The organism is Streptomyces sp. NBC_00523 (genome assembly GCF_036346615.1).
In the GTDB taxonomy this organism is placed as follows: Bacteria; Actinomycetota; Actinomycetes; order Streptomycetales; family Streptomycetaceae; genus Streptomyces.
Genome location: NZ_CP107836.1, coordinates 5417160 through 5435509, shown reverse-complemented (window position 1 = coordinate 5435509; position 18350 = coordinate 5417160). Strand labels below are relative to the sequence as shown.

Genomic DNA, 18350 nt, shown 5'->3' with positions numbered 1-18350 from the left:
GACTTCGCCGCCACGGATCTCCCTGCCTGGAGGCATCACGATGAACGCCCGTATCCGCCGTACCGTCCTCGCCGCCGCCCTGGTCGCCGGAATCGCGGCGGGCGCCGCGGGCCCGGCCCTCGCGACGGGCGCCCCGGCGCACGCCACCGCTCCGGCGGCGGCCGGCACGGACACCGGGGCGCTGCGCGACCTCATCGCCGGGCTCCCCGACGAGGGGGCGACGGCCGCCCTGATCCGGCTGGGCGGCACCGAGGGCGCGTGGCGGGGTTCCGCCGGGGTCCACGACCTGGTGACGAAGCGTCCGGCGGACCCGGACGCGCGGTTCCGGGCGGGTTCGGTGACCAAGGTCTTCACCGCCGCGACCGTCCTCCAACTCGCCGCCGAGCGGAAGCTGAGCCTGGACCGGCCGGTGCGCTCCTACCTGCCGGAGCTGATCCCCGCGGCGTACGGGGCGGTCACCGTACGCCAGTTGCTGAACCACACCAGCGGGCTGCCGTCGGCCGACTACCCGGGCGACACGGTGGAGGAGTGGTACGCCAACCGCTTCCACCGCTTCGACGCGCGCGAGATGGTCGCCTCGGCCACGGCCAAGAAGCCGGAGTTCCCGGCGGGGACGCGGCAGCACTACCTCAACATCAACTCCACGGTGGCCGGGCTGCTGATCGAGAAGGTCACCGGGCACTCCTACGAGGGGGAAGTTCCCGGCGCATCCTGGCCCCGCTGGGTCTGCGCGACACGTCGTTCCCCGGCTCCGACCCCCGTATCCACGGCCCGCACAACCACGGGTACCAGCGCATGGGGCAGGAGGACGGCACCACCGTTCTGCGGGACGTCAGCGTGTGGAGCCCGACGGACGGCTGGGCGGCGGGGGACATCATCTCCACCACCGCCGACCTGGAGCGCTTCCTGACCGCGCTGTTCCGGGGCCGGGTGGTGCGCGGGCCGCTGCTGGAGGAGATGTTCACGCTGCCGGACCCCTCGGTGCGCGACTTCGTGACCGGCAGGGCGCCCGCGTTCAGCGCCGGTCTGTCCACCTGGACGCTGGGCGGCCGCCAGGTCTGGGGCAAGACCGGCGGCCGCTGGGGCTACAACTCGGGAATCGGCGCCACGCGCGATCTCTCCCGCACGCTCGTCTACAGCATCAACTCCACGGACGCGAAGGCCGAAGGGGAGAACGCCCTGGTCATGGGTGTGGTCTCGACGGTCTTCGGGGCGCCGTCGGCCGACTGAGTCAGGCCGCCACCGGTTCGCGCTCCGGTGCCTGCTCCATCGCCTCAAGACGCTTGATCTTGCGGTGCACGATCAGCAGCGGGATCACCCCGAAGACGCCGAACGACATGTCGATGATCGACCACCAGAACGGGATGTCGCGGATCGGGCCGCAGATCAGCGCGAGCGGGATGATCCCGGCACAGGCGATCATGTCGAACTCGATCACCCAGATGTTGCGGACCGGGTCGCGGAAGGGCCCGTAGAAGGCGACCGCGATGACCAGGTGGGCGAAGGCCAGCCAGTCGGTGCCGTACAGCACGAAGGGGTACCGGGCGTCGGCCTCGTCCAGGCCGGTGCGGACGCGCGTGATCCACTCCAGCAGATCCGGGAAGTGCTCGGGGACGGGAGAGGCCGAGGACGTCAGCAGATCCTCGGTCAACCGCAGTTCGTGGACGAGCGGGAAGGCGGTCAGCCCGCTCAGAACCAGACAGACGATGAAGACGACCAACCACACGCGTATACGCCTTCGCAAGGCGCGTTGCTCGCTCATATCGGCAGCGTACGCCCGCATTTACCGGCTCTTTACGCCACCCCCGGTATAGGGGCGAACGACCCGCGCCCCCGTGCGAACCGGCCGGTTCGCACGGGGGCGCGGGGGTGGTCGCTCAGCCCTCGATGGACGTCATCACGTGCTTGATGCGCGTGTAGTCCTCGAAGCCGTAGGCCGAAAGGTCCTTGCCGTAACCGGACTTCTTGAAACCGCCGTGCGGCATCTCGGCGACCAGCGGGATGTGCGTGTTGATCCAGACGCAGCCGAAGTCCAGGTTCTTGGACATCCGCATGGCGCGCGCGTGGTCCTTGGTCCACACCGAGGAGGCCAGGGCGTACTCGACGCCGTTCGCCCACTCCACGGCCTGCGCCTCGTCGCGGAACGACTGGACGGTGATGACCGGGCCGAAGACCTCGTGCTGGATGATCTCGTCGTCCTGCTTGAGGCCGGAGACGACGGTCGGGGCGTAGAAGTAGCCCTGGTCGCCGACCCGGTGGCCGCCCGCTTCGACCCGGGCGTGGGCGGGAAGGCGCTCGATGAAGCCGCTGACCTGGGCCAGCTGGTTGGCGTTGTTGAGCGGGCCGTAGAGCACGTCCTCGTCGTCCGGCAGGCCGGTCTTCGTGTCGGCGGCGGCCTTGGCGAGCGCGGTGACGAACTCGTCGTGGATGGACTCGTGGACCAGCACGCGGGTGGCGGCCGTGCAGTCCTGCCCGGCGTTGAAGTAGCCCGCGACCGAGATGTCCTCGACGGCCTTGGCGATGTCGGTGTCCTCGAAGACGACGACGGGCGCCTTGCCGCCGAGCTCCAGGTGGACCCGCTTGACGTCCTTCGCGGCCGACTCGGCGACCTGCATGCCCGCCCGCACCGAGCCGGTGATGGAGGCCATCGCCGGGGTCCGGTGCTCGACCATCGCGCGGCCGGTGTCGCGGTCGCCGCAGATGACGTTGAAGACGCCCTTGGGCAGGATCTGCCCGATGATCTCGGCGATCAGCACGGTCGAGGCGGGCGTGGTGTCGGACGGCTTGATGACGACGGTGTTGCCCGCGGCGAGCGCCGGGGCGAACTTCCAGACGGCCATCATCATCGGGTAGTTCCACGGCGCGACCTGCGCGCAGACGCCGACCGGCTCGCGGCGCACGATGGAGGTCAGCCCCTCCATGTACTCACCGGCCGAGCGCCCCTCCAGGAGCCGGGCGGCGCCCGCGAAGAAGCGGATCTGGTCCACCATCGGCGGGATCTCTTCGGTGCGGGTCAGCCCGAGCGGCTTGCCCGTGTTCTCGGACTCGGCGGCGATGAGGTCCTCGGCCCGCTCCTCGAACGCGTCCGCGATCTTGAGCAGGGCGCGCTGGCGCTCGGCCGGTGTGGCGTCGCGCCAGGCGGGGAAAGCGGCCGCGGCGGCGGCCATGGCGGCGTCGACGTCGGCGGGGCCGGAGAGCGGCGAGGTCGCGTAGACCTCCTCGGTCACCGGGTTGACCACGTCGATCGTCCGCCCGTCGGCGGCGTCCCGGAACTCCCCGTTGATGTAGTTGCGCAGACGGCGTACCTCGGCGGTCACGGCCACCCCTCCTCGTATATGTCCAATGGGTGAGACGACCAGCGTAGTCGGGCCCCGGTGTCCTGTGCCGGGCAAGGCGTCCCCCGGCTCCCGGAGCGGCCGGGATGCGCCCGATCGAGTGGGAAGAGGCGGGCCCGGGCCGCGTGCTGTCCGCTCACCGCGATCCGAATCCTTACGGTGCCGAGTGACCGATCGGCCCTCTCTTCGTTCCCCCGTACGGGGGACGGGATATCTGATCTGAACCGAGGTGTACGCCATGGTGGCCCCGCCGGACAACGATGTGATCTGGGCGCGTTCCCTGCAGCACTCCCACAACGGCTCACCCGCGCTCGGCGGGGTCTCCCTGGGCATCCGCGACGGCGAGATCCTCGCGGTGACCGGTCCGCGCGGCAGCGGCAAAACGACGCTGCTGCACTGCCTCTCCGGCCAGCTGGTGCCCGAGCAGGGCGAGGTCTGGTTCAACAGCGTGCCCGTGCACACGATGGGGCCGAGGCTGCGCGAGCGGCTGCGCCGCGACAAGTTCGGCTGGATCGCCCCCGAGCCGCAGCTCGTCCCGGAGCTGAACACCTGGGAGAACACCGCTCTGCCGCTCCTGCTGCGCGGCGCCTCGCACCGGGAGGCCAGGAAGGCCGCCATGGAGTGGCTGGAGCGCCTGGACATCGGCACCTGTGCCAAGAAGCGCCCGCACACCCTCCAGCAGAGCCAGCGGCAGCGGATCGCCGTGGCCCGCGCACTGGCCGCCGGGCCCTCGGTGATCTTCGCCGACGAGCCGACCGCGACGCTGCACCGCACGGACCGCACGCACGTCCTGCGGACCCTGACCAGTGCCGCCCGCTCGCACGGGATCACGGTGGTACTCGCCACCCACGACGCCGAGATCGCCTCGCTCGCCGACCGCGTGGTGCCGCTGCTCGACGGGCGCCGGGTGTCCACCGTCGGCCTGCCCGCCGAAGCCGATCCGGAGGGGCGCGCGGCGTGCTCGCTCTCCGTCTAGCCCGCGGTTCCCATCCACTGGTCCTGATGCGGCGGCTGCTGGTCGCGGCCGCCTCCGCCGGGGTCGGCTTCCTCCTCCTGTGCGCCCTCGGTTACGCCGCCGGGCACCCGCACTCGGCGGGTTCGGTGCTGCGGCTGCTGTGGTGCTTCATCCCGCTCGCCGCCACCGTGCAGTTCGCCGTCGCGGTGGCCCGTACGGACCCGAGCACCCGGCCGCGCGGCGGGCTGTCCGCCGTGGGCCTCGGCCCGGTGAAGCTCAGCGTGCTCGCCGCGGTCTCCACCGCCGTCTCGTGCACCCTCGGCTCCGCCGTGGCGCTGCTGTTCTTCCTCCATCTGCGCGGCGACCTGTCCGGGCTGCCGTTCGACGGGGCCGCCGCCGACCTGCTCGGCGCGGACGCGTCGCTGCCCCTCGCCGCCGTGCTGGTCCTGCTGGCCCTGGTGCCGGTGGCGGCCGCGACGGGCAGTGCGCTGGCGCTGCGCGGCCGTCCGGCGGGGGCGACGCGGGAGACGGACGACGGCGGCGACCTGGTGCCCGCCGAGGAGGTCCCCGCCCCCGCCGCGCCGCCGGGCGGGCTGCCCTGGGGGGTGGCGCTGACCGCGGCCGGTCTCGCGGTCGAGGCGTACGCGAGCCGGGGCACGCCCGGCAGCCCCTTCCCGCTCCCGGGCAAGCTGGACTCCACCCCGGCCTGGGTGCTCGTCGGCTGGACGCTCACGGCGATCGGCCTGGCCACGGCGGGCCCCGGCCTGACCTACCTGTGCGGCAAGCTGCTCCAGACGGTCCGGCCCGGCGCCGTACGCCTGCTGGCCGGCCGGGTCCTGATGGACGAGGCGCGCCGGATCGGCCGCCCGCTCGGCATCGTCTGCGCGGTCCTGTCGGCGGTCATCGCCGCCTTCGCGCTGTACGGGACCGGGCCCCGGCCGTTCGGCCCGCTCACCGCGCTGGGGGCGGTGCTCGTCGTCGGCTGCACCACGGCGACGCTGCTGACCTCGGCCCTGGAGGCCCGGCAGGCCCGCGCCGAGACGGCCAGGGCGCTGCTGCGGCTCGGGGCCCCGGCCTCGGCGCTGCGCGCGGCGACCGCGCTGCGGGCGGTGGCGCTGCTGGTCCTCTTCGCCCCGCTCACCTGGGCGATCGCCGAGCTGGCCGCGCTGCCGCTGACCCCCTGAGCGCGGCTCGACGTGTGGAACCGGCCGGGCGCCCTGCCCGGCCGGTTCCGTGTTTCCGGGCGCGCACACTTGTCGGATGAGCGTTTCGTAGCATGACCCCTCATGGGGAACGCGGACGGGCACAAGAACACCCACGACAACGAGATCGAGTCGCTGGCCGAGTTCGACGCGGCGGTGGCCGCCGGTTCGCTGGCCGGGCGCCGCGTGCAGTCGGTGGACCTGACGGAGCGGAGCGAGGCGCTGCTGACCACGGACACCGCCGGGGCGGTGTTCCTCGGCTGCCCGATGGAGCCCGGTCCGGAGGAGAAGGTCCGGGCCGGCGGGGCGTTCGTCTTCCCGCCCGTCCCCGGCCTGCCCTTCGACCCGTACCGGGGCCTGCTCTACTCCCCCGACGCGCTCTACGACGGGCTCGCGCGGGAGGGGTACGCGGCCACGCCGGACGCCCTGGCCTTCGACTGGTTCCGGCGGACCCGGTCGGACGGCGACGCGTTCGCCTCGATGCTCCGGGCGCTCCACGACGACGCGATCTCGGACGCGCTGGCGGAGGTGCTCGACGGGGCCCGGGTGGCCGGTGTGATGGGCGGCCACGCGCTGCCCCGGGGCAGCGCGGGCTACGCGGAGGCGGCCCGGCTCGGCAGGACCCTGGCCCGCCGCGGCCTCACCGTGGCGACCGGGGGCGGCCCGGGCGCGATGGAGGCGGCCAACCTGGGGGCGTACGCGGCGCCGCACGACGACGCGATGCTGGACGAGGCGTGCGCGATGCTGGGCGCGGTGCCGTCCTTCACGCCCTCGGTCACCGACTGGGCGCGGGCGGCCTTCGCGGTACGGGAGCGCTGGCCGGACGGCGGCCCGTCCGTGTCGATCCCCACCTGGTTCTACGGCCACGAGCCGCCCAATCCGTTCGCCGGGCACATCGCGAAGTACTTCACCAACGCGCTGCGCGAGGACGGGCTGCTGGCCCGGTCGAACGCGGGCGTGATCTTCCTCCCCGGCGCGGCGGGCACCGTCCAGGAGATCTTCGACAGCGTCACCCCGAACTACTACGAGTCCCGCGGCGAACCCGTCCCCATGGTGCTGGTGGGCCACGACCACTGGACGCGCGAGCTTCCCGCCTGGCCCCTCCTGCAAACCCTGGCGTCCGGCCGGACGATGGAGTCCCGCATCGCCCTGGTCGACACGGTGGAGGAGGCGCCCGACGCCCTCGCCCGCCTCTCGGGGGCGTAGACGCGGTATTCGGTGGGGCCGGCGGTGGCCTTCTGCCATTCTGCTCGCCATGTCCGCACGCAATCGACGGCTGCCCCGGCACCGTGCCTGGCCACTGACCAGCACCGACATCAGCGAGAGTCTCGGCCCCTGCATGGACCGGGTCACGGACCTGGCATTCCTCACCGGACATGACAGCGGGACCCTGGTCCTGGGAGTGGAGTGGATCGCTCCGAACCCCCGCAACTACGGCCGCGGCGTCCACCCGGACATGGTCGGCTTCCGCATCGGCGTCCACCCGGTCGACGCCACCGAACGTGCTGCCACCCGTGCTGTGCTCCGAGCGCAGGCCCTCCCGGAACTCCGCGCGTGGATCACACGGGCAACCGCTGCCGGTGAGACCTGGCGGATGGCCGATCACCAGCACTACTGGCGGATGGCCGACGGCCGCTGCACTGGGGCACCCGGCCGATAGCGACGCGGACGCGCCCGGCGATCCGTCACGGCGGTTGACCTTGACGCAGCGGCAAGGTTTCTACTGGCGGCATGCGAATCGGAGAGATCGCCGCGCTCGTGGGGCTGACCACCCGGGCGATCCGGCACTACCACCACGTCGGGCTGCTCCCGGAACCGGAGCGGCGCCCCAACGGCTACCGGGCGTACAGCATCCGCGATGCCGTGCTGCTCGCCCGGGTGCGGCGGCTCACGGAGCTCGGTCTCGGTCTTGACGAGGTGCGTGACGTCCTCGCCGATGACGCCGGGCGCGAGCTGGCCGAGGTGCTGGCGGAACTCGACGCGGACCTGGCCCGCCAGGAGGCGGCCATCCGGGAGCGCCGTCGCCGCCTCGCCGCCCTGCTCGCCGAGCCGCCCGGCGCCACCGGGCCCGTCTCGCCCGCCCTCGCCGCGCTGTTGGCACAGGCCCCGGAGACCGATTCGCCGAGCGCGGCCAAGGACCGCGACTACCTCACGCTGATGGACACGCCCGGCACCGGCGCCCAGGAGGTCTTCGCGCTGTTCGGAACGCCGGTCACGGACCCCGCCGTCATCGCACTGTACGAGCGCCTGGACGCGCTCGCCGAGGCCCCGGCCGACGATCCGCGGATCGCCCCGCTGGCGGCCGATCTGATGGCGGCCGTCCCCGAGGAGCTGTTCGCCGCGATTCCCGCGGACGGGGTGGTGGTGACCGGGCTCAAGGAGGCGATGCTCGCCGAGTACGCCCCGGCGCAGGCGGAGGTCGTGGGGCGGCTCATGGACGCCTTCCTCGCGCGGGGCCGGGGATGAGCGGCGTACGGGTGGCACGGGTCGCCGCAGCCGCCGTGCTGTCCGGGGAACTGGCCCTGGCGGTCTGCCTGGTGGCCGGGGTCCGGCCGCCCGGGTGGGCCATGGCGGGCGCCGAGGCGCTGGTGCTCGCCGTGCTGCTCCTGGAGGCCCGGGTGCTGCGCTCGCTGTACGTCGCGGCGCGCGCGGATGGCGCGGACCCCCGGGCGGCACGGCGGGCCGCCGTGGAGCGGGTGGTGCCGGTGGCGGTCCGCCGTCTGGTCCGCCACGAGCTGCGCGCCGTCGCCTCCCTGGCGCGATGGGTCCGGCGCCGCACGCACGGTGTGCGCCCCGGGGACCTCGCCGTCGCGTACACCGGGCCGCAGACCGCGATGATGTACGGGCTGCTCTTCGTGATGGCCGTCGAGACGGTGGGCCTGGCCCTCCTCATCCCGTGGCCGGTGGTCCACCGGGTGTTCCTGGTGCTCGACCTGTACGGACTCGTCCTGGTGCTGGCCCTGCACGCCGCCTGCGTCACCAGGCCGCACGTCGTGCGCCCCGACGGCTCTCTGCGGATCCGTTACGGAGCCCTCTTCGACCTCGTCGTGCCGCGTGACGCGGTCGCCTCGGCCCGGGTCGACCGGCGCTACCCGGAGGGCCGCCTGATCACCGTCTCCGACGACGGGGTCCTCGACCTGATCGTGGGCAGCCAGACCACGGTGACCCTGGAGCTGAACCGGCCGCTGCCCTTCACCCGCCCGCTCGGCGCTCCGGAGGCGGCCCGCACCATCCGCTTCCACGCCGACGCCCCCCGCGCCCTGGTCGACGCGCTCCGCCGCCCCGCCTGAGCGCGTGCGGCCCGGTCAGAACAGCGCGGGCAGCACCACGCACTCCGACGCGTCGAAGGTGACGCCCACCCGCTCGCCCTCCTCCGGCGTCCCGCGCAGCGAGCACTCGGCCTCCAGCACCGGACCGCGCTCCGGGTGCAGGGTCACGGCGACATGGCTGCCCCGGAAGGTGCGCGCGCCCACGACGCAGCGCAACCCCTTGTCCGGCCCGCCGATCCGGACCCCGGCCGGCCGCACCAGCAGATCGCAGGCGCCCTGCGGCGACCCCGCGGGCACCGGCACCTCGCCCCAGTCCGTGTCCGCCGCCTCCCCCTCGACGGTCGCCTCGACCACGTTGTCGAAGCCCAGGAACCGGGCCACGAAGGCGGAGGCGGGGCGCTGCCACACCTCCAGCGGGGTGCCCACCTGGGCGACGCGGCCCTCGCGCATCACGACGACCCGGTCGGCCAGCGCGAACGCCTCGCCCTGGTCGTGGGTGACGGCGAGCACGGTGGTGCCGAGGCGGCCGAAGAGGGCGCGCAGCTCCACGACGAGCCGTTCGCGCAGGCTGCGGTCCAGCTGGCCCAGGGGCTCGTCGAGCATCAGCAGCCTGGGGCTGGGGGCGAGGGCCCGGGCCAGGGCGACGCGCTGCTGCTCGCCGCCGGACAGCGCGGCGACGGCGCGGCGTTCGGCGCCGGGGAGGCCGACGAGGTCGAGGAGTTCGGCGACCCGGCGGTCCTGTTCGGCCCGGCCGGCCCCGTGCATCCGCAGGCCGAAGGCGACGTTGGCCCCGACGTCCCGGTGCGGGAAGAGCTGGTGGTCCTGGAACATCAGGCCGAGGCCGCGCCGGTGGACCGGGATACCGTCCTGGTCGGTGCCGTCGAGCAGGACCCGGCCGCCGTCCGGCTCCTGGAGCCCGGCGACGAGGCGCAGCAGGGTGGACTTGCCGCTGCCGCTCGGCCCGAGGACGCACACGGTCTCGTGGTCGTCGACCTCCAGGTCGACCCCGTCGAGCGCGGCCCGGTCACCGAAGCGGACGGTGACCGATTCGAGCGTCAGCATCTTTCAGAACTCCCCGGATCGGTCGGTGCGGATGCGTTCGAGCAGCAGCAGCGACACCGCGCACACGAGCATCAGGACGGTGCTGAGGGCCATGGCCTGGCCGTAGTTGAGATCCCCGGACCGGCCGAGCAGCCGCGCCACGGCCACCGGCAGCGTCGGGTTGTCGGGCCGCGCGATGAACACGGTCGCGCCGAACTCCCCCAGCGACACCGCGAACGCGAACCCGGCGGCGACCAGCAGCGCCCGCCGTACGAGCGGGAAGTCCACCTCGCGCCAGGCCCGCAGCGGCGAGGCCCCGAGCACCGCCGCGGCCTCGCGCAGCCGCGCGTCCACCGCCCGGAGCACCGGCAGCATGGTCCGTACGACGAAGGGCACCCCGACCAGCGCCTGGGCGAGCGGCACCAGGATCCAGGAGGTACGGAGGTCCAGCGGCGGCTTGTCCAGGGTGATCAGGAAGCCGAAGCCGACGGTGACGGCGGAGACCCCGAGCGGCAGCATCAGCAGCGCGTCGAAGCCCCGGACGAGCCGGCCCGCCCGCCGGGTGAGCGCGGCGGCGGCGAACCCGCCGACGACGAGGGCGAACAGCGTCGCGACGAGGGCGTAGCGCAGGGAGTTCCCGATGGCCTCGACGGGCGCCACCAGGAACGTACCGCTGTTGGCGTCCGCCGAGGTCAGCGCGCGGTAGTAGGCGAATCCGGAGCCGCCCAGCGAGCGTTCCACCAGGACGGCGAGCGGCAGCAGGACCAGCAGCAGCACGCTCAGCAGGACTCCGGCGAGCAGCGTCCACTGCCCGGCCCCGTGCGGCCTGCGCGCGGTCTGCGCCGGGTCGACCAGCTTCAGCGCGCGCTCCCTGCGGCGTACGGTCCACGCGTGCACGGCGAGGATCGCGCCGACGGCGGCGAACTGCACGAGCGTCAGCACGGCGGCCGTGGGCAGGGCGAGCAACTGCGCGGTCTGCCGGTAGATCTCCACCTCCAGCGTGGAGAAGCCGGGACCGCCGAGGATCTGTACGACCCCGAAAGAGGTGAAGGTGAAGAGGAAGACCATCAGCGCGGCGGCGGCCACGGCCGGGGCGAGCGCGGGCAGCGTGACGCGGCGCCAGGCGGTGAACCGGCTCGCGCCCAGCACCCGGGCGGCCTCCTCCTGGCGCGGGTCGAGCTGTGCCCAGAGCCCCCCGACGGTCCGGACGACGACCGCGTAGTTGAAGAAGACGTGCGCCAGCAGGATCGCCCACACGGTGGTGTCGAGCCGTACGCCCCACAGCTCGTCCAGCAGCCCGCCGCGCCCGAGCAGCGCGAGGAACGCGGTGCCCACGACGACGGTCGGCAGCACGAACGGCACCGTGACCACGGCCCGCAGCACCTGCTTGCCGGGGAACTCGAACCGGGCGAAGACATACGCGCCGGGCAGCGCGATCAGCAGGGTCAGCGCGGTCGAGGCGAGCGCCTGCCACAGCGTGAACCACAGGACGTCCCGGATCTCCGGCCGGGCCAGCACCTCGCCGAACCGGCCGAACTGCCAGACCCCGTCCGCCTTGAGCCCCCGGCCGACGATCGCGGCGACCGGGTAGGCGAAGAACACGGCGAAGAACGCGACGGGCACGGCCATCAGGCCGAGCCGCACCGCGGTACCGCGCCGGGCCCGGGCGCGTGCGGATCTCCCGCGCGCGCCCGGTCCGCGTACGGGAGTCTTCGCTACTTCACTACGAGCGAGGACCATGACTGGACCCACTGCTCACGGTTCTTGGCGATGGCGTCCGGGGCGACGGTCGCCGGCTTGTCCGCGGTGGCACCGAACTCGGTGAAGAGCCCGGGCACCTTCGCGTCCTTCGCGACCGGGCTGACGAACATGGTGAGCGGCATGTCCTCCTGGAACTTCTTCCCGATGAGGAAGTCCAGCAGGGCCTTGCCGCCCGCCTCGTTCTTCGCGCCGTCCAGCAGACCCGCGAACTCGATCTGGCGGAAGCACGTCCCGGTGGCGACCCCGGTCGGCGCGGTCTTCGGCTGCGGGTCCGCGTACAGCACCTCGACGGGCGGGCTGGAGGCGTAGCTGACGACGAGCGGGCGGTCGGCCTTGGCCTTCTTCCCGCCGGCCGAGCCGGAGAACTCCTCGTTGTACGCCTGCTCCCAGCCGTCCACGACCTTGACGCCGTTGTCCTTCAGCTTCTTCCAGTAGTCCTGGTAGCCGTCCTCGCCGAAGGTTCCGACGGTGCCGAGGAGGAAGCCGAGGCCGGGCGAGGAGGTCGCGGCGTTCTCGGTGACGAGCAGGTCCTTGTACGCGGGCTTCGCCAGGTCGGCGAAGGTCTTCGGCGGCGCGAGCTTCTTGTCGGCGAAGTACTTCTTGTCGTAGTTGACGCAGATGTCACCGGTGTCGACCGGGGTGACCCGGTGCTTGTCCGCGTCCAGCTGGACATCGGCCGGGACCCGGTCCAGGCCCTTGGCCTCGTACGGGGTGAACAGGCCGTTGTCGAGGGCGCGCGAGAGCAGGGTGTTGTCGACGCCGAAGAAGACGTCGCCGCGCGGCGAACCCTTGGTCAGGATCTCCTGGTTCAGGGCGGCGCCCGCGTCCCCGCTCTTGAGGACCTTGACGGTGTAGCCGGTCTCCCGGGTGAACTCCTTCAGCACGTCCTTGGAGGCGTTGAAGGAGTCGTGGCTGACCAGGGTGACGGTCTTGGAACCGGAGCCCTTGGTCGAACCGGAACCGGAAGCCGAGTCGTCGGAACTTCCGCAGCCGGCCAGCGCGGTGACGCCGAGCGCGGCGGCGACGGCCGCCACCGCGGCCTTCTGGGTGGTGCTCATGTGTGATTCCTCCTGGAGTGACCAGGAAGAGACGCGGCCCTGCCCGCACACCGGCCGGAGCCGGAAGCGGGCAGGGCGCAACAGCTTGAGTAAGGTCCGAACTTCCTACCCGGAATGACCCGGGCGAGGTTCAGAGGGTCTGCGGCCAACCTGTCCTTGGTGCCGCACTCTCAGCGCTGTGGCGCTCCCCTGTCGGAATATGCAGTTGATTTCGGCCCCAGGCTACACGGCCGTTTTCGGCCGGGACCCCGAGCACCGACGGCCGCCCGCCTCAGCGCTCGGAGGCCGCCAGCTGCCCGCAGGCGCCGTCGATCTCCTGGCCCCGGGTGTCGCGGACGGTGACCGGCACGCCGTGGTTCGCGATGGCCTCCACGAACGCCCGCTCGTCCTCGGGCCGCGAGGCGGTCCACTTGGAGCCGGGCGTCGGGTTCAGCGGGATCAGGTTGACGTGGACCCGCTTGCCCTTGAGGAGGCGGCCCAGCAGGTCGCCGCGCCACGCCTGGTCGTTGATGTCGCGGATCAGGGCGTACTCGATGGAGATGCGGCGGCCCGACTTCTCCGCGTACTCCCACGCTGCGTCCAGCACCTCGCGCACCTTCCACCGGGTGTTCACCGGCACGAGGGTGTCGCGCAGCTCGTCGTCCGGGGCGTGCAGCGAGACCGCGAGGCGGCACTTGAAGCCCTCGTCGGCGAACCGCAGCATCGCGGGCACCAGGCCGACGGTGGAGACGGTGATCCCGCGCTGCGAGAGGCCGAGGCCGTCGGGCTCCGGGTCGGTCAGCCGGCGGATCGCGCCGACGACGCGGTTGTAGTTGGCCAGCGGCTCGCCCATGCCCATGAAGACGATGTTGGAGAGCCGGGCGGGGCCGCCGGGGACCTCGCCGTCGCGCAGGGCGCGCATGCCGTCCACGATCTGGTGGACGATCTCCGCGGTGGAGAGGTTCCGGTCGAGACCGGCCTGCCCGGTCGCGCAGAACGGGCAGTTCATCCCGCAGCCGGCCTGTGAGGAGATGCACATCGTGACCCGCTCCGGGTAGCGCATCAGGACGGACTCGACCAGCGTCCCGTCGTGCAGCTTCCAGAGGGTCTTACGGGTGGTGTCGTCGTCGCAGCTGATGTGCCGGACGACGGACATCAGGTCGGGGAACATCGCCTCGGCGAGCTTGTCCCGCGATCCGGCCGGGATGTTGGTCCACTCGGCCGGGTCGTGCGCGTACCGCGCGAAGTAGTGCTGCGAGAGCTGCTGCGCGCGGAACGGCTTCTCGCCGATCGCGGCGACGGCCTCCCTGCGCTCGGCGGGCGTGAGGTCGGCGAGGTGCCGCGGCGGCTTCTTGGCTCCGCGGGGCGCGACGAAAGTGAGTTCTCCGGGCTTAGGCATGGTTCTTCCAGTGTCGCAGACGCGCGAAGGTGCCCGTTTGCGTCGCGGTGAGGGGCGGCTCACGGGGTAACCGGGACAGCACAGGGAGTTCCGAAGCCGCCGCAGGAGGTAGGTGCCGTGCACACCGTCAAACACTGGTTCAACGACAGCCTGATCGGTCAGGGCCTGGTGGTCTTCGGACTCGGTGTGGGCCTGAACGCGCTGTTACGCCACGACGACCCCCCGGCCATGTGGCTGGTCCAGGGCGCCGTGTACACCGTCGTCGTGATGGTGGCCGTGGCCCTCCAGCGGAGGCGCACGAGGCGGGTCACGGGCGCCTCCCCGAGCACCGTCGCCGGGCTCCTGCGCAAGGTCCGCCGCGGCGAGGTGCCGCGCGACCCGCAGGAGCGGGCGGTGCTGCGGCGGCTCGTCGACGACCAGCTGGGCCGGATCGAGCGGAGCAAGCGGTGGCTGCCGTACTGGCTGGGCGCCGTGGGCCTGGTCGCGATCGGTCTGCTCGTCCTCGGCGCCACCCATGGCTCCCTCGGGTACGCCCTGCTCTTCGCCGCCTTCGTGGCGGTGTTCTGTGCCTGGATCCTGTGGATGCGCCGCCGGGCGGTGGCCCTCTACCGCGACATGCGGGTCGCGCTGCGCGAACAGGGCTGACGCCACATGGCTGAGGGGCCACCGCTCGCGAGCGGTGGCCCCTCAGCCATGTGCGCGGACGCCGGTCTCAGCCGGAGCCGACGAACAGCACCAGCAGCAGCCACACCACCGGGGCGGTCGGCAGCAGCGAGTCCAGCCGGTCCATGATCCCGCCGTGGCCCGGCAGCAGCGTGCCCATGTCCTTGATGCCGAGATCCCGCTTGATCATGGACTCGCCCAGGTCGCCCAGGGTGGCGCTGGCCGCGACCGCGAGACCCAGCAGCAGCCCCTGCCACCAGGAACCGTCGTCGATCAGGAACTGCATGCACAGCGCACCGGCCACCATGGCGAACGTGACCGCCCCGAGCAGGCCCTCGCGGGTCTTGCCGGGGCTGATGCGCGGAGCCAGCTTGTGCTTGCCGAACCGCCAGCCGACCGCGTACGCCCCCGTGTCGCTGACCACGGTCAGCAGCAGGAAGGTCAGCACCCGCTGCGGGCCGTCGTCGGCGGTCAGGAGCATGGCGACGAAGGTGGCCAGGAAGGGCACGTAGAACGCGGCGAAGATGCCCGCCGTGACGTCCCTGAGGTAGTCCTCGGGCGGCTGCGCCATCCGCCACACGAGCACCGCCAGGGCGGTCAGGGCCATGGCGACCCAGGCACCCTCGGCCCCCCGCGCGTACCCCGCGACGACCATGGCCGCGCCGCCGACGGCGAGCGGCACGAGGGACGCCTTGATGCCCTTGCGCTCCTCCAGCCGGGAGGTGAGCTCCCACAGCCCGACGACGACGGCGAGGACGATGACGCCGACGAAGACTTCCTTGACGAAGAAGAGCGAGACGACGACCAGGGCGCCGAGCCCCACGCCGACCCCTATGGCGGCTCCCAGGTCCCGGCCCGCGCGCTTCTTCTGCGGAGGCGGGGGCGGGGGCGGCGGCGCGGTCGGCATGGGCTCCTGCGGCTTCTCGTCGCGGAACAGGGGGCCGCCGCTCAGGCGTCCGGCCCCCTGGTCCCGGTGATCACGGTCTTCAGCGTCTCTACCTGCGTCGGGAACGTCCGGCACGATGGGCATGGGCCGAGTCTGCTGGGCGTCGTGCACATCGTAGGCAGGACCCGCCGCAGCGCCCTGCATCTCCGGCGCGACCCATTGGCCGGCGCCCTGCGGAGCGCCCCAGGAAGAGTCGTTCATCAGACTTCGAGCAGCTCGGCTTCCTTGTGCTTCAGCAGCTCGTCCACCTGCGCGACGTACTTCGCGGTGGTGTCGTCGAGCTCCTTCTCGGCGCGGCGCACCTCGTCCTCGCCGGACTCCTTGTCCTTGACCAGCTTGTCGAGCGCTTCCTTGGCCTTGCGGCGGACGGCGCGGATCGAGATCTTGGAGTCCTCGGCCTTCGTCTTCGCGACCTTGATGTAGTCGCGGCGACGCTCCTCGGTCAGCTCGGGGAAGTTGACCCGGATGATATTGCCGTCGTTGCTCGGGTTGACGCCGAGGTCCGAGTCGCGGATGGCCTGCTCGATGTTGCGCAGCGCGGTCTTGTCGAACGGCGTCACGACGGCCATACGGGGCTCGGGCACCGAGAACGAGGCCAGCTGGTTGATCGGGGTCGGCGCACCGTAGTAGTCGGCGACGATCTTGTTGAACATCGCCGGGTGCGCACGGCCGGTGCGGATCGCGGCGAAGTCCTCTTTCGCGACGACGACGGCCTTCTCCATCTTCTCCTCGGCCTCGAGGAGGGTTTCTTCGATCACCACGTGCTCCTGCGTGTCTTGAACGGGCCCGGCGGGCCCGGCGGGTCCTGCGTCGCGTCCTCACCTGCACGGTGTCCGACCGGCAGGCCGTTGTCCATCTTCCGGGGCGGTCCCGCGCCCCTGTTCCACCGGGCCTCACCGGTGGACGCGCCGGTGGTCAGGCGCGGGTGTCCTGGTCGCTCACGAGCGTGCCGATCTTCTCACCCTTGACGGCGCGGGCGATATTGCCCGCCGCGGTGAGCTCGAAGACGAGGATGGGCAGCTCGTTGTCACGGCAGAGCGTGATGGCGGTGGCGTCGGCGACCTTGAGGTCGCGGGCGAGCACCTCGCTGTACTCCAGCGCGTCGAACTTGACCGCGGCGGGGTTGGTCTTCGGGTCGGAGTCGTAGACCCCGTCCACACCGTTCTTCCCCATAAGCAACGCCTCGGCGTCGATCTCCAGGGCGCGCTGGGCGGCGGTGGTGTCGGTGGAGAAGTAGGGCATGCCCATGCCCGCGCCGAAGATCACGACGCGGCCCTTCTCCAGGTGCCGCACGGCGCGCAGCGGGATGTACGGCTCCGCGACCTGGCCCATGGTGATGGCGGTCTGGACCCGGGAGTCGATGCCCTCCTTCTCCAGGAAGTCCTGGAGGGCGAGGCAGTTCATCACGGTGCCGAGCATGCCCATGTAGTCGGAGCGCGCCCGGTCCATGCCCCGCTGCTGGAGCTCGGCGCCGCGGAAGAAGTTGCCGCCGCCGATGACGATCGCGATCTCCGCGCCGTCCCGGACGACGGCCGCGATCTCACGGGCGATGGCGTGCACGACGTCGGGGTCGACACCGAGGCCCCCGCCACCGGCGAACGCCTCTCCGGACAGCTTCAGCATGAAGCGTCCGCGCACCTTGCCGTCCTCGCGCTTGTCGTCGTCTTTGGCGGCGTCCGCGCCCTTGTTCATGGGGATTCTCCTCGTGCACATACGAAGAAGGCCATTGCCGATGGGTCTGGTGTCCCTTGCGGCAATGGCCTCCTCGTCAGATCTGCGGTCGTACGGCGGTGTGCGGCCGTCGACTGCACCAGACCCTACCGGGTCCGCCGTTTTTCGCGGACGGACTCAGATGCCGACCTTGATACGCGTGAAGCGCTTCAGGGTGACACCGGCCTCGTCCAGAACCTTCTGGACCGACTTCTTGTTGTCCAGCGCGTACGGCTGGCCGAGGAGGGTGGCCTCCTTGAAGAAGCCGTTGACGCGACCCTCGACGATCTTCGGGAGGGCGGCCTCGGGCTTGCCCTCGGCGCGGGTGGTCTCCTCGGCGACGCGGCGCTCGGCCTCGACGACCTCGGCCGGGACGTCCTCGCGGGAGAGGTACTTCGGCGCGAAGGCGGCGATGTGCTGGGCGAGGCCCTTGGCCAGGTCGGCGTCGGCCTTGTCCAGCTCGACCATCACACCGATCTGCGGGGGCAGGTCGGGCATGGTGCGGTGCATGTAGACCGAGACGAAGGCACCCTGGAACTGCGCGAAGCGGTCCAGGACGATCTTCTCGCCGAGGTTGGCGTTGGCCTCGTCCACGTACGCCTGGACGGTCTTGCCGGGCTCGATCTCGGAGGCGAGCAGCGCCTCCAGGTCGGCCGGGGAGGTCGCGGCGACGTGCGCGGCGAGGGCGTTGGCGACGGCCTGGAACTTGTCACCCTTGGCGACGAAGTCGGTCTCGCACTTGAGCTCGACGAGCACACCGGAGGTGCTGTCCTCGGAGACGAGCGAGACGACCGCGCCGTTCTCGGCGGAACGGCCCTCGCGCTTGGCGACGCCCTTCTGGCCCTTGATACGCAGTGCCTCGACGGCGCCGTCGACGTTGCCGTCGGCCTCGTCGAGCGCCTTCTTGCAGTCCATCATGCCGGCGCCGGTGAGCTCGCGGAGCTTCTTGACGTCAGCGGCGGTGTAGTTCGCCATGAGTCTGTGTTCTCTCTCGAAGTCTGAAAGATCTACGGGTGGACGGCGGGGGCGGTG

The 18350-nt window shown here is 72.0% G+C and carries 17 protein-coding genes and 1 pseudogene; 8 read left to right on the top strand and 10 right to left on the bottom strand.

The features are described 5' to 3' along the window. Positions 1 to 40 precede the first annotated feature (40 nt). Positions 41 to 1230 (top strand): annotated as a pseudogene (locus tag OHS17_RS24835) (serine hydrolase domain-containing protein). Between the two features lies 1 nt (position 1231). On the opposite strand, the gene OHS17_RS24830 reads toward OHS17_RS24835, so the two are convergent. Together OHS17_RS24830 and OHS17_RS24825 are read right to left on the bottom strand one after the other, a co-directional pair. After that, entirely contained in the window at positions 1232 to 1762 is a 531-nt protein-coding gene (locus tag OHS17_RS24830; RefSeq protein WP_330313930.1) for a hypothetical protein, read from the bottom strand. 115 nt (positions 1763 to 1877) lie between these two features. Then, positions 1878 to 3317, bottom strand: a complete 1440-nt coding sequence (locus OHS17_RS24825) for a gamma-aminobutyraldehyde dehydrogenase (RefSeq protein ID WP_330313929.1) — start codon at positions 3315 to 3317, stop codon at positions 1878 to 1880. Positions 3318 to 3573: 256 nt separating this feature from the next. Here OHS17_RS24825 and OHS17_RS24820 point away from each other — a divergent pair, with 256 nt between their 5' ends. The 6 genes from OHS17_RS24820 (at position 3574) to OHS17_RS24795 (ending at position 8782) form a co-directional block, all read left to right on the top strand. Further along, entirely contained in the window at positions 3574 to 4311 is a 738-nt protein-coding gene (locus OHS17_RS24820) for an ABC transporter ATP-binding protein (protein WP_073863163.1), read from the top strand. Next, positions 4293 to 5474 (top strand): hypothetical protein, encoded by a 1182-nt coding sequence (locus OHS17_RS24815; RefSeq protein ID WP_330313928.1) that lies wholly within the window; start codon positions 4293 to 4295, stop codon positions 5472 to 5474. Before OHS17_RS24820 ends, OHS17_RS24815 begins: the two co-directional genes overlap by 19 nt. A 102-nt stretch (positions 5475 to 5576) precedes the next feature. Then, entirely contained in the window at positions 5577 to 6698 is a 1122-nt protein-coding gene (locus OHS17_RS24810) for an LOG family protein (protein ID WP_330313927.1), read from the top strand. Between the two features lie 49 nt (positions 6699 to 6747). Then, entirely contained in the window at positions 6748 to 7152 is a 405-nt protein-coding gene (locus OHS17_RS24805) for a hypothetical protein (protein WP_330313926.1), read from the top strand. A gap of 71 nt (positions 7153 to 7223) precedes the next feature. Beyond that, complete coding sequence (locus tag OHS17_RS24800; RefSeq protein WP_330313925.1) at positions 7224 to 7958, top strand: MerR family transcriptional regulator; 735 nt, start codon at positions 7224 to 7226, stop codon at positions 7956 to 7958. Beyond that, positions 7955 to 8782, top strand: a complete 828-nt coding sequence (locus tag OHS17_RS24795; protein WP_330313924.1) for a hypothetical protein — start codon at positions 7955 to 7957, stop codon at positions 8780 to 8782. Before OHS17_RS24800 ends, OHS17_RS24795 begins: the two co-directional genes overlap by 4 nt. A gap of 15 nt (positions 8783 to 8797) precedes the next feature. Here OHS17_RS24795 and OHS17_RS24790 read toward each other — a convergent pair whose 3' ends face one another. From OHS17_RS24790 to rlmN, 4 genes are all read right to left on the bottom strand, one after another. Continuing rightward, on the bottom strand, positions 8798 to 9823 hold the full coding sequence (locus OHS17_RS24790; protein ID WP_330313923.1) for an ABC transporter ATP-binding protein: 1026 nt from the start codon (positions 9821 to 9823) through the stop codon (positions 8798 to 8800). Between the two features lie 3 nt (positions 9824 to 9826). After that, positions 9827 to 11431 (bottom strand): ABC transporter permease, encoded by a 1605-nt coding sequence (locus OHS17_RS24785; RefSeq protein ID WP_330313922.1) that lies wholly within the window; start codon positions 11429 to 11431, stop codon positions 9827 to 9829. A gap of 86 nt (positions 11432 to 11517) precedes the next feature. Next, the gene (locus OHS17_RS24780; RefSeq protein ID WP_330313921.1) at positions 11518 to 12621 is read right to left on the bottom strand and encodes a thiamine ABC transporter substrate-binding protein; all 1104 of its coding nucleotides are present in this window, start codon (positions 12619 to 12621) and stop codon (positions 11518 to 11520) included. 271 nt (positions 12622 to 12892) lie between these two features. Beyond that, positions 12893 to 13999, bottom strand: a complete 1107-nt coding sequence (gene rlmN / locus OHS17_RS24775) for a 23S rRNA (adenine(2503)-C(2))-methyltransferase RlmN (RefSeq protein ID WP_018102368.1) — start codon at positions 13997 to 13999, stop codon at positions 12893 to 12895. Between the two features lie 117 nt (positions 14000 to 14116). On the opposite strand from rlmN, the gene OHS17_RS24770 reads away from it, so the two are divergent. Continuing rightward, positions 14117 to 14644: a hypothetical protein gene (locus tag OHS17_RS24770; protein ID WP_330313920.1), complete on the top strand. Its 528-nt coding sequence runs from the start codon at positions 14117 to 14119 to the stop codon at positions 14642 to 14644. Between the two features lie 67 nt (positions 14645 to 14711). Here OHS17_RS24770 and OHS17_RS24765 read toward each other — a convergent pair whose 3' ends face one another. The 4 genes from OHS17_RS24765 to tsf form a co-directional block, all read right to left on the bottom strand. Continuing rightward, positions 14712 to 15809: a phosphatidate cytidylyltransferase gene (locus OHS17_RS24765; protein WP_330313919.1), complete on the bottom strand. Its 1098-nt coding sequence runs from the start codon at positions 15807 to 15809 to the stop codon at positions 14712 to 14714. Further along, positions 15809 to 16366, bottom strand: coding sequence for a ribosome recycling factor (gene frr / locus OHS17_RS24760; RefSeq protein ID WP_018102371.1), 558 nt, complete (start codon positions 16364 to 16366; stop codon positions 15809 to 15811). The genes OHS17_RS24765 and frr overlap by 1 nt, the downstream gene beginning before the upstream one ends. A gap of 157 nt (positions 16367 to 16523) precedes the next feature. Next, complete coding sequence (gene pyrH / locus OHS17_RS24755) at positions 16524 to 17300, bottom strand: UMP kinase (RefSeq protein ID WP_330313918.1); 777 nt, start codon at positions 17298 to 17300, stop codon at positions 16524 to 16526. Between the two features lie 156 nt (positions 17301 to 17456). Then, positions 17457 to 18293 carry a translation elongation factor Ts gene (gene tsf / locus OHS17_RS24750; protein WP_093705743.1) on the bottom strand — a complete coding sequence of 279 codons (837 nt, stop codon included), beginning with the start codon at positions 18291 to 18293 and terminating at the stop codon, positions 17457 to 17459. Positions 18294 to 18350: the final 57 nt, after the last annotated feature.

Coding starts and splice junctions, on each gene's coding strand:
- OHS17_RS24830 (WP_330313930.1), bottom strand. CDS start 1,762: ATGAGCGAGCAACGCGCCTTGCGAAGGCGTATACGCGTGTGGTTGGTC.
- OHS17_RS24820 (WP_073863163.1), top strand. CDS start 3,574: ATGGTGGCCCCGCCGGACAACGATGTGATCTGGGCGCGTTCCCTGCAG.
- OHS17_RS24810 (WP_330313927.1), top strand. CDS start 5,577: ATGGGGAACGCGGACGGGCACAAGAACACCCACGACAACGAGATCGAG.
- OHS17_RS24805 (WP_330313926.1), top strand. CDS start 6,748: ATGTCCGCACGCAATCGACGGCTGCCCCGGCACCGTGCCTGGCCACTG.
- OHS17_RS24800 (WP_330313925.1), top strand. CDS start 7,224: ATGCGAATCGGAGAGATCGCCGCGCTCGTGGGGCTGACCACCCGGGCG.
- OHS17_RS24795 (WP_330313924.1), top strand. CDS start 7,955: ATGAGCGGCGTACGGGTGGCACGGGTCGCCGCAGCCGCCGTGCTGTCC.
- OHS17_RS24790 (WP_330313923.1), bottom strand. CDS start 9,823: ATGCTGACGCTCGAATCGGTCACCGTCCGCTTCGGTGACCGGGCCGCG.
- OHS17_RS24785 (WP_330313922.1), bottom strand. CDS start 11,431: ATGGCCGTGCCCGTCGCGTTCTTCGCCGTGTTCTTCGCCTACCCGGTC.
- OHS17_RS24780 (WP_330313921.1), bottom strand. CDS start 12,621: ATGAGCACCACCCAGAAGGCCGCGGTGGCGGCCGTCGCCGCCGCGCTC.
- rlmN (WP_018102368.1), bottom strand. CDS start 13,999: ATGCCTAAGCCCGGAGAACTCACTTTCGTCGCGCCCCGCGGAGCCAAG.
- OHS17_RS24765 (WP_330313919.1), bottom strand. CDS start 15,809: ATGAACGACTCTTCCTGGGGCGCTCCGCAGGGCGCCGGCCAATGGGTC.
- pyrH (WP_330313918.1), bottom strand. CDS start 17,300: ATGAACAAGGGCGCGGACGCCGCCAAAGACGACGACAAGCGCGAGGAC.
- tsf (WP_093705743.1), bottom strand. CDS start 18,293: ATGGCGAACTACACCGCCGCTGACGTCAAGAAGCTCCGCGAGCTCACC.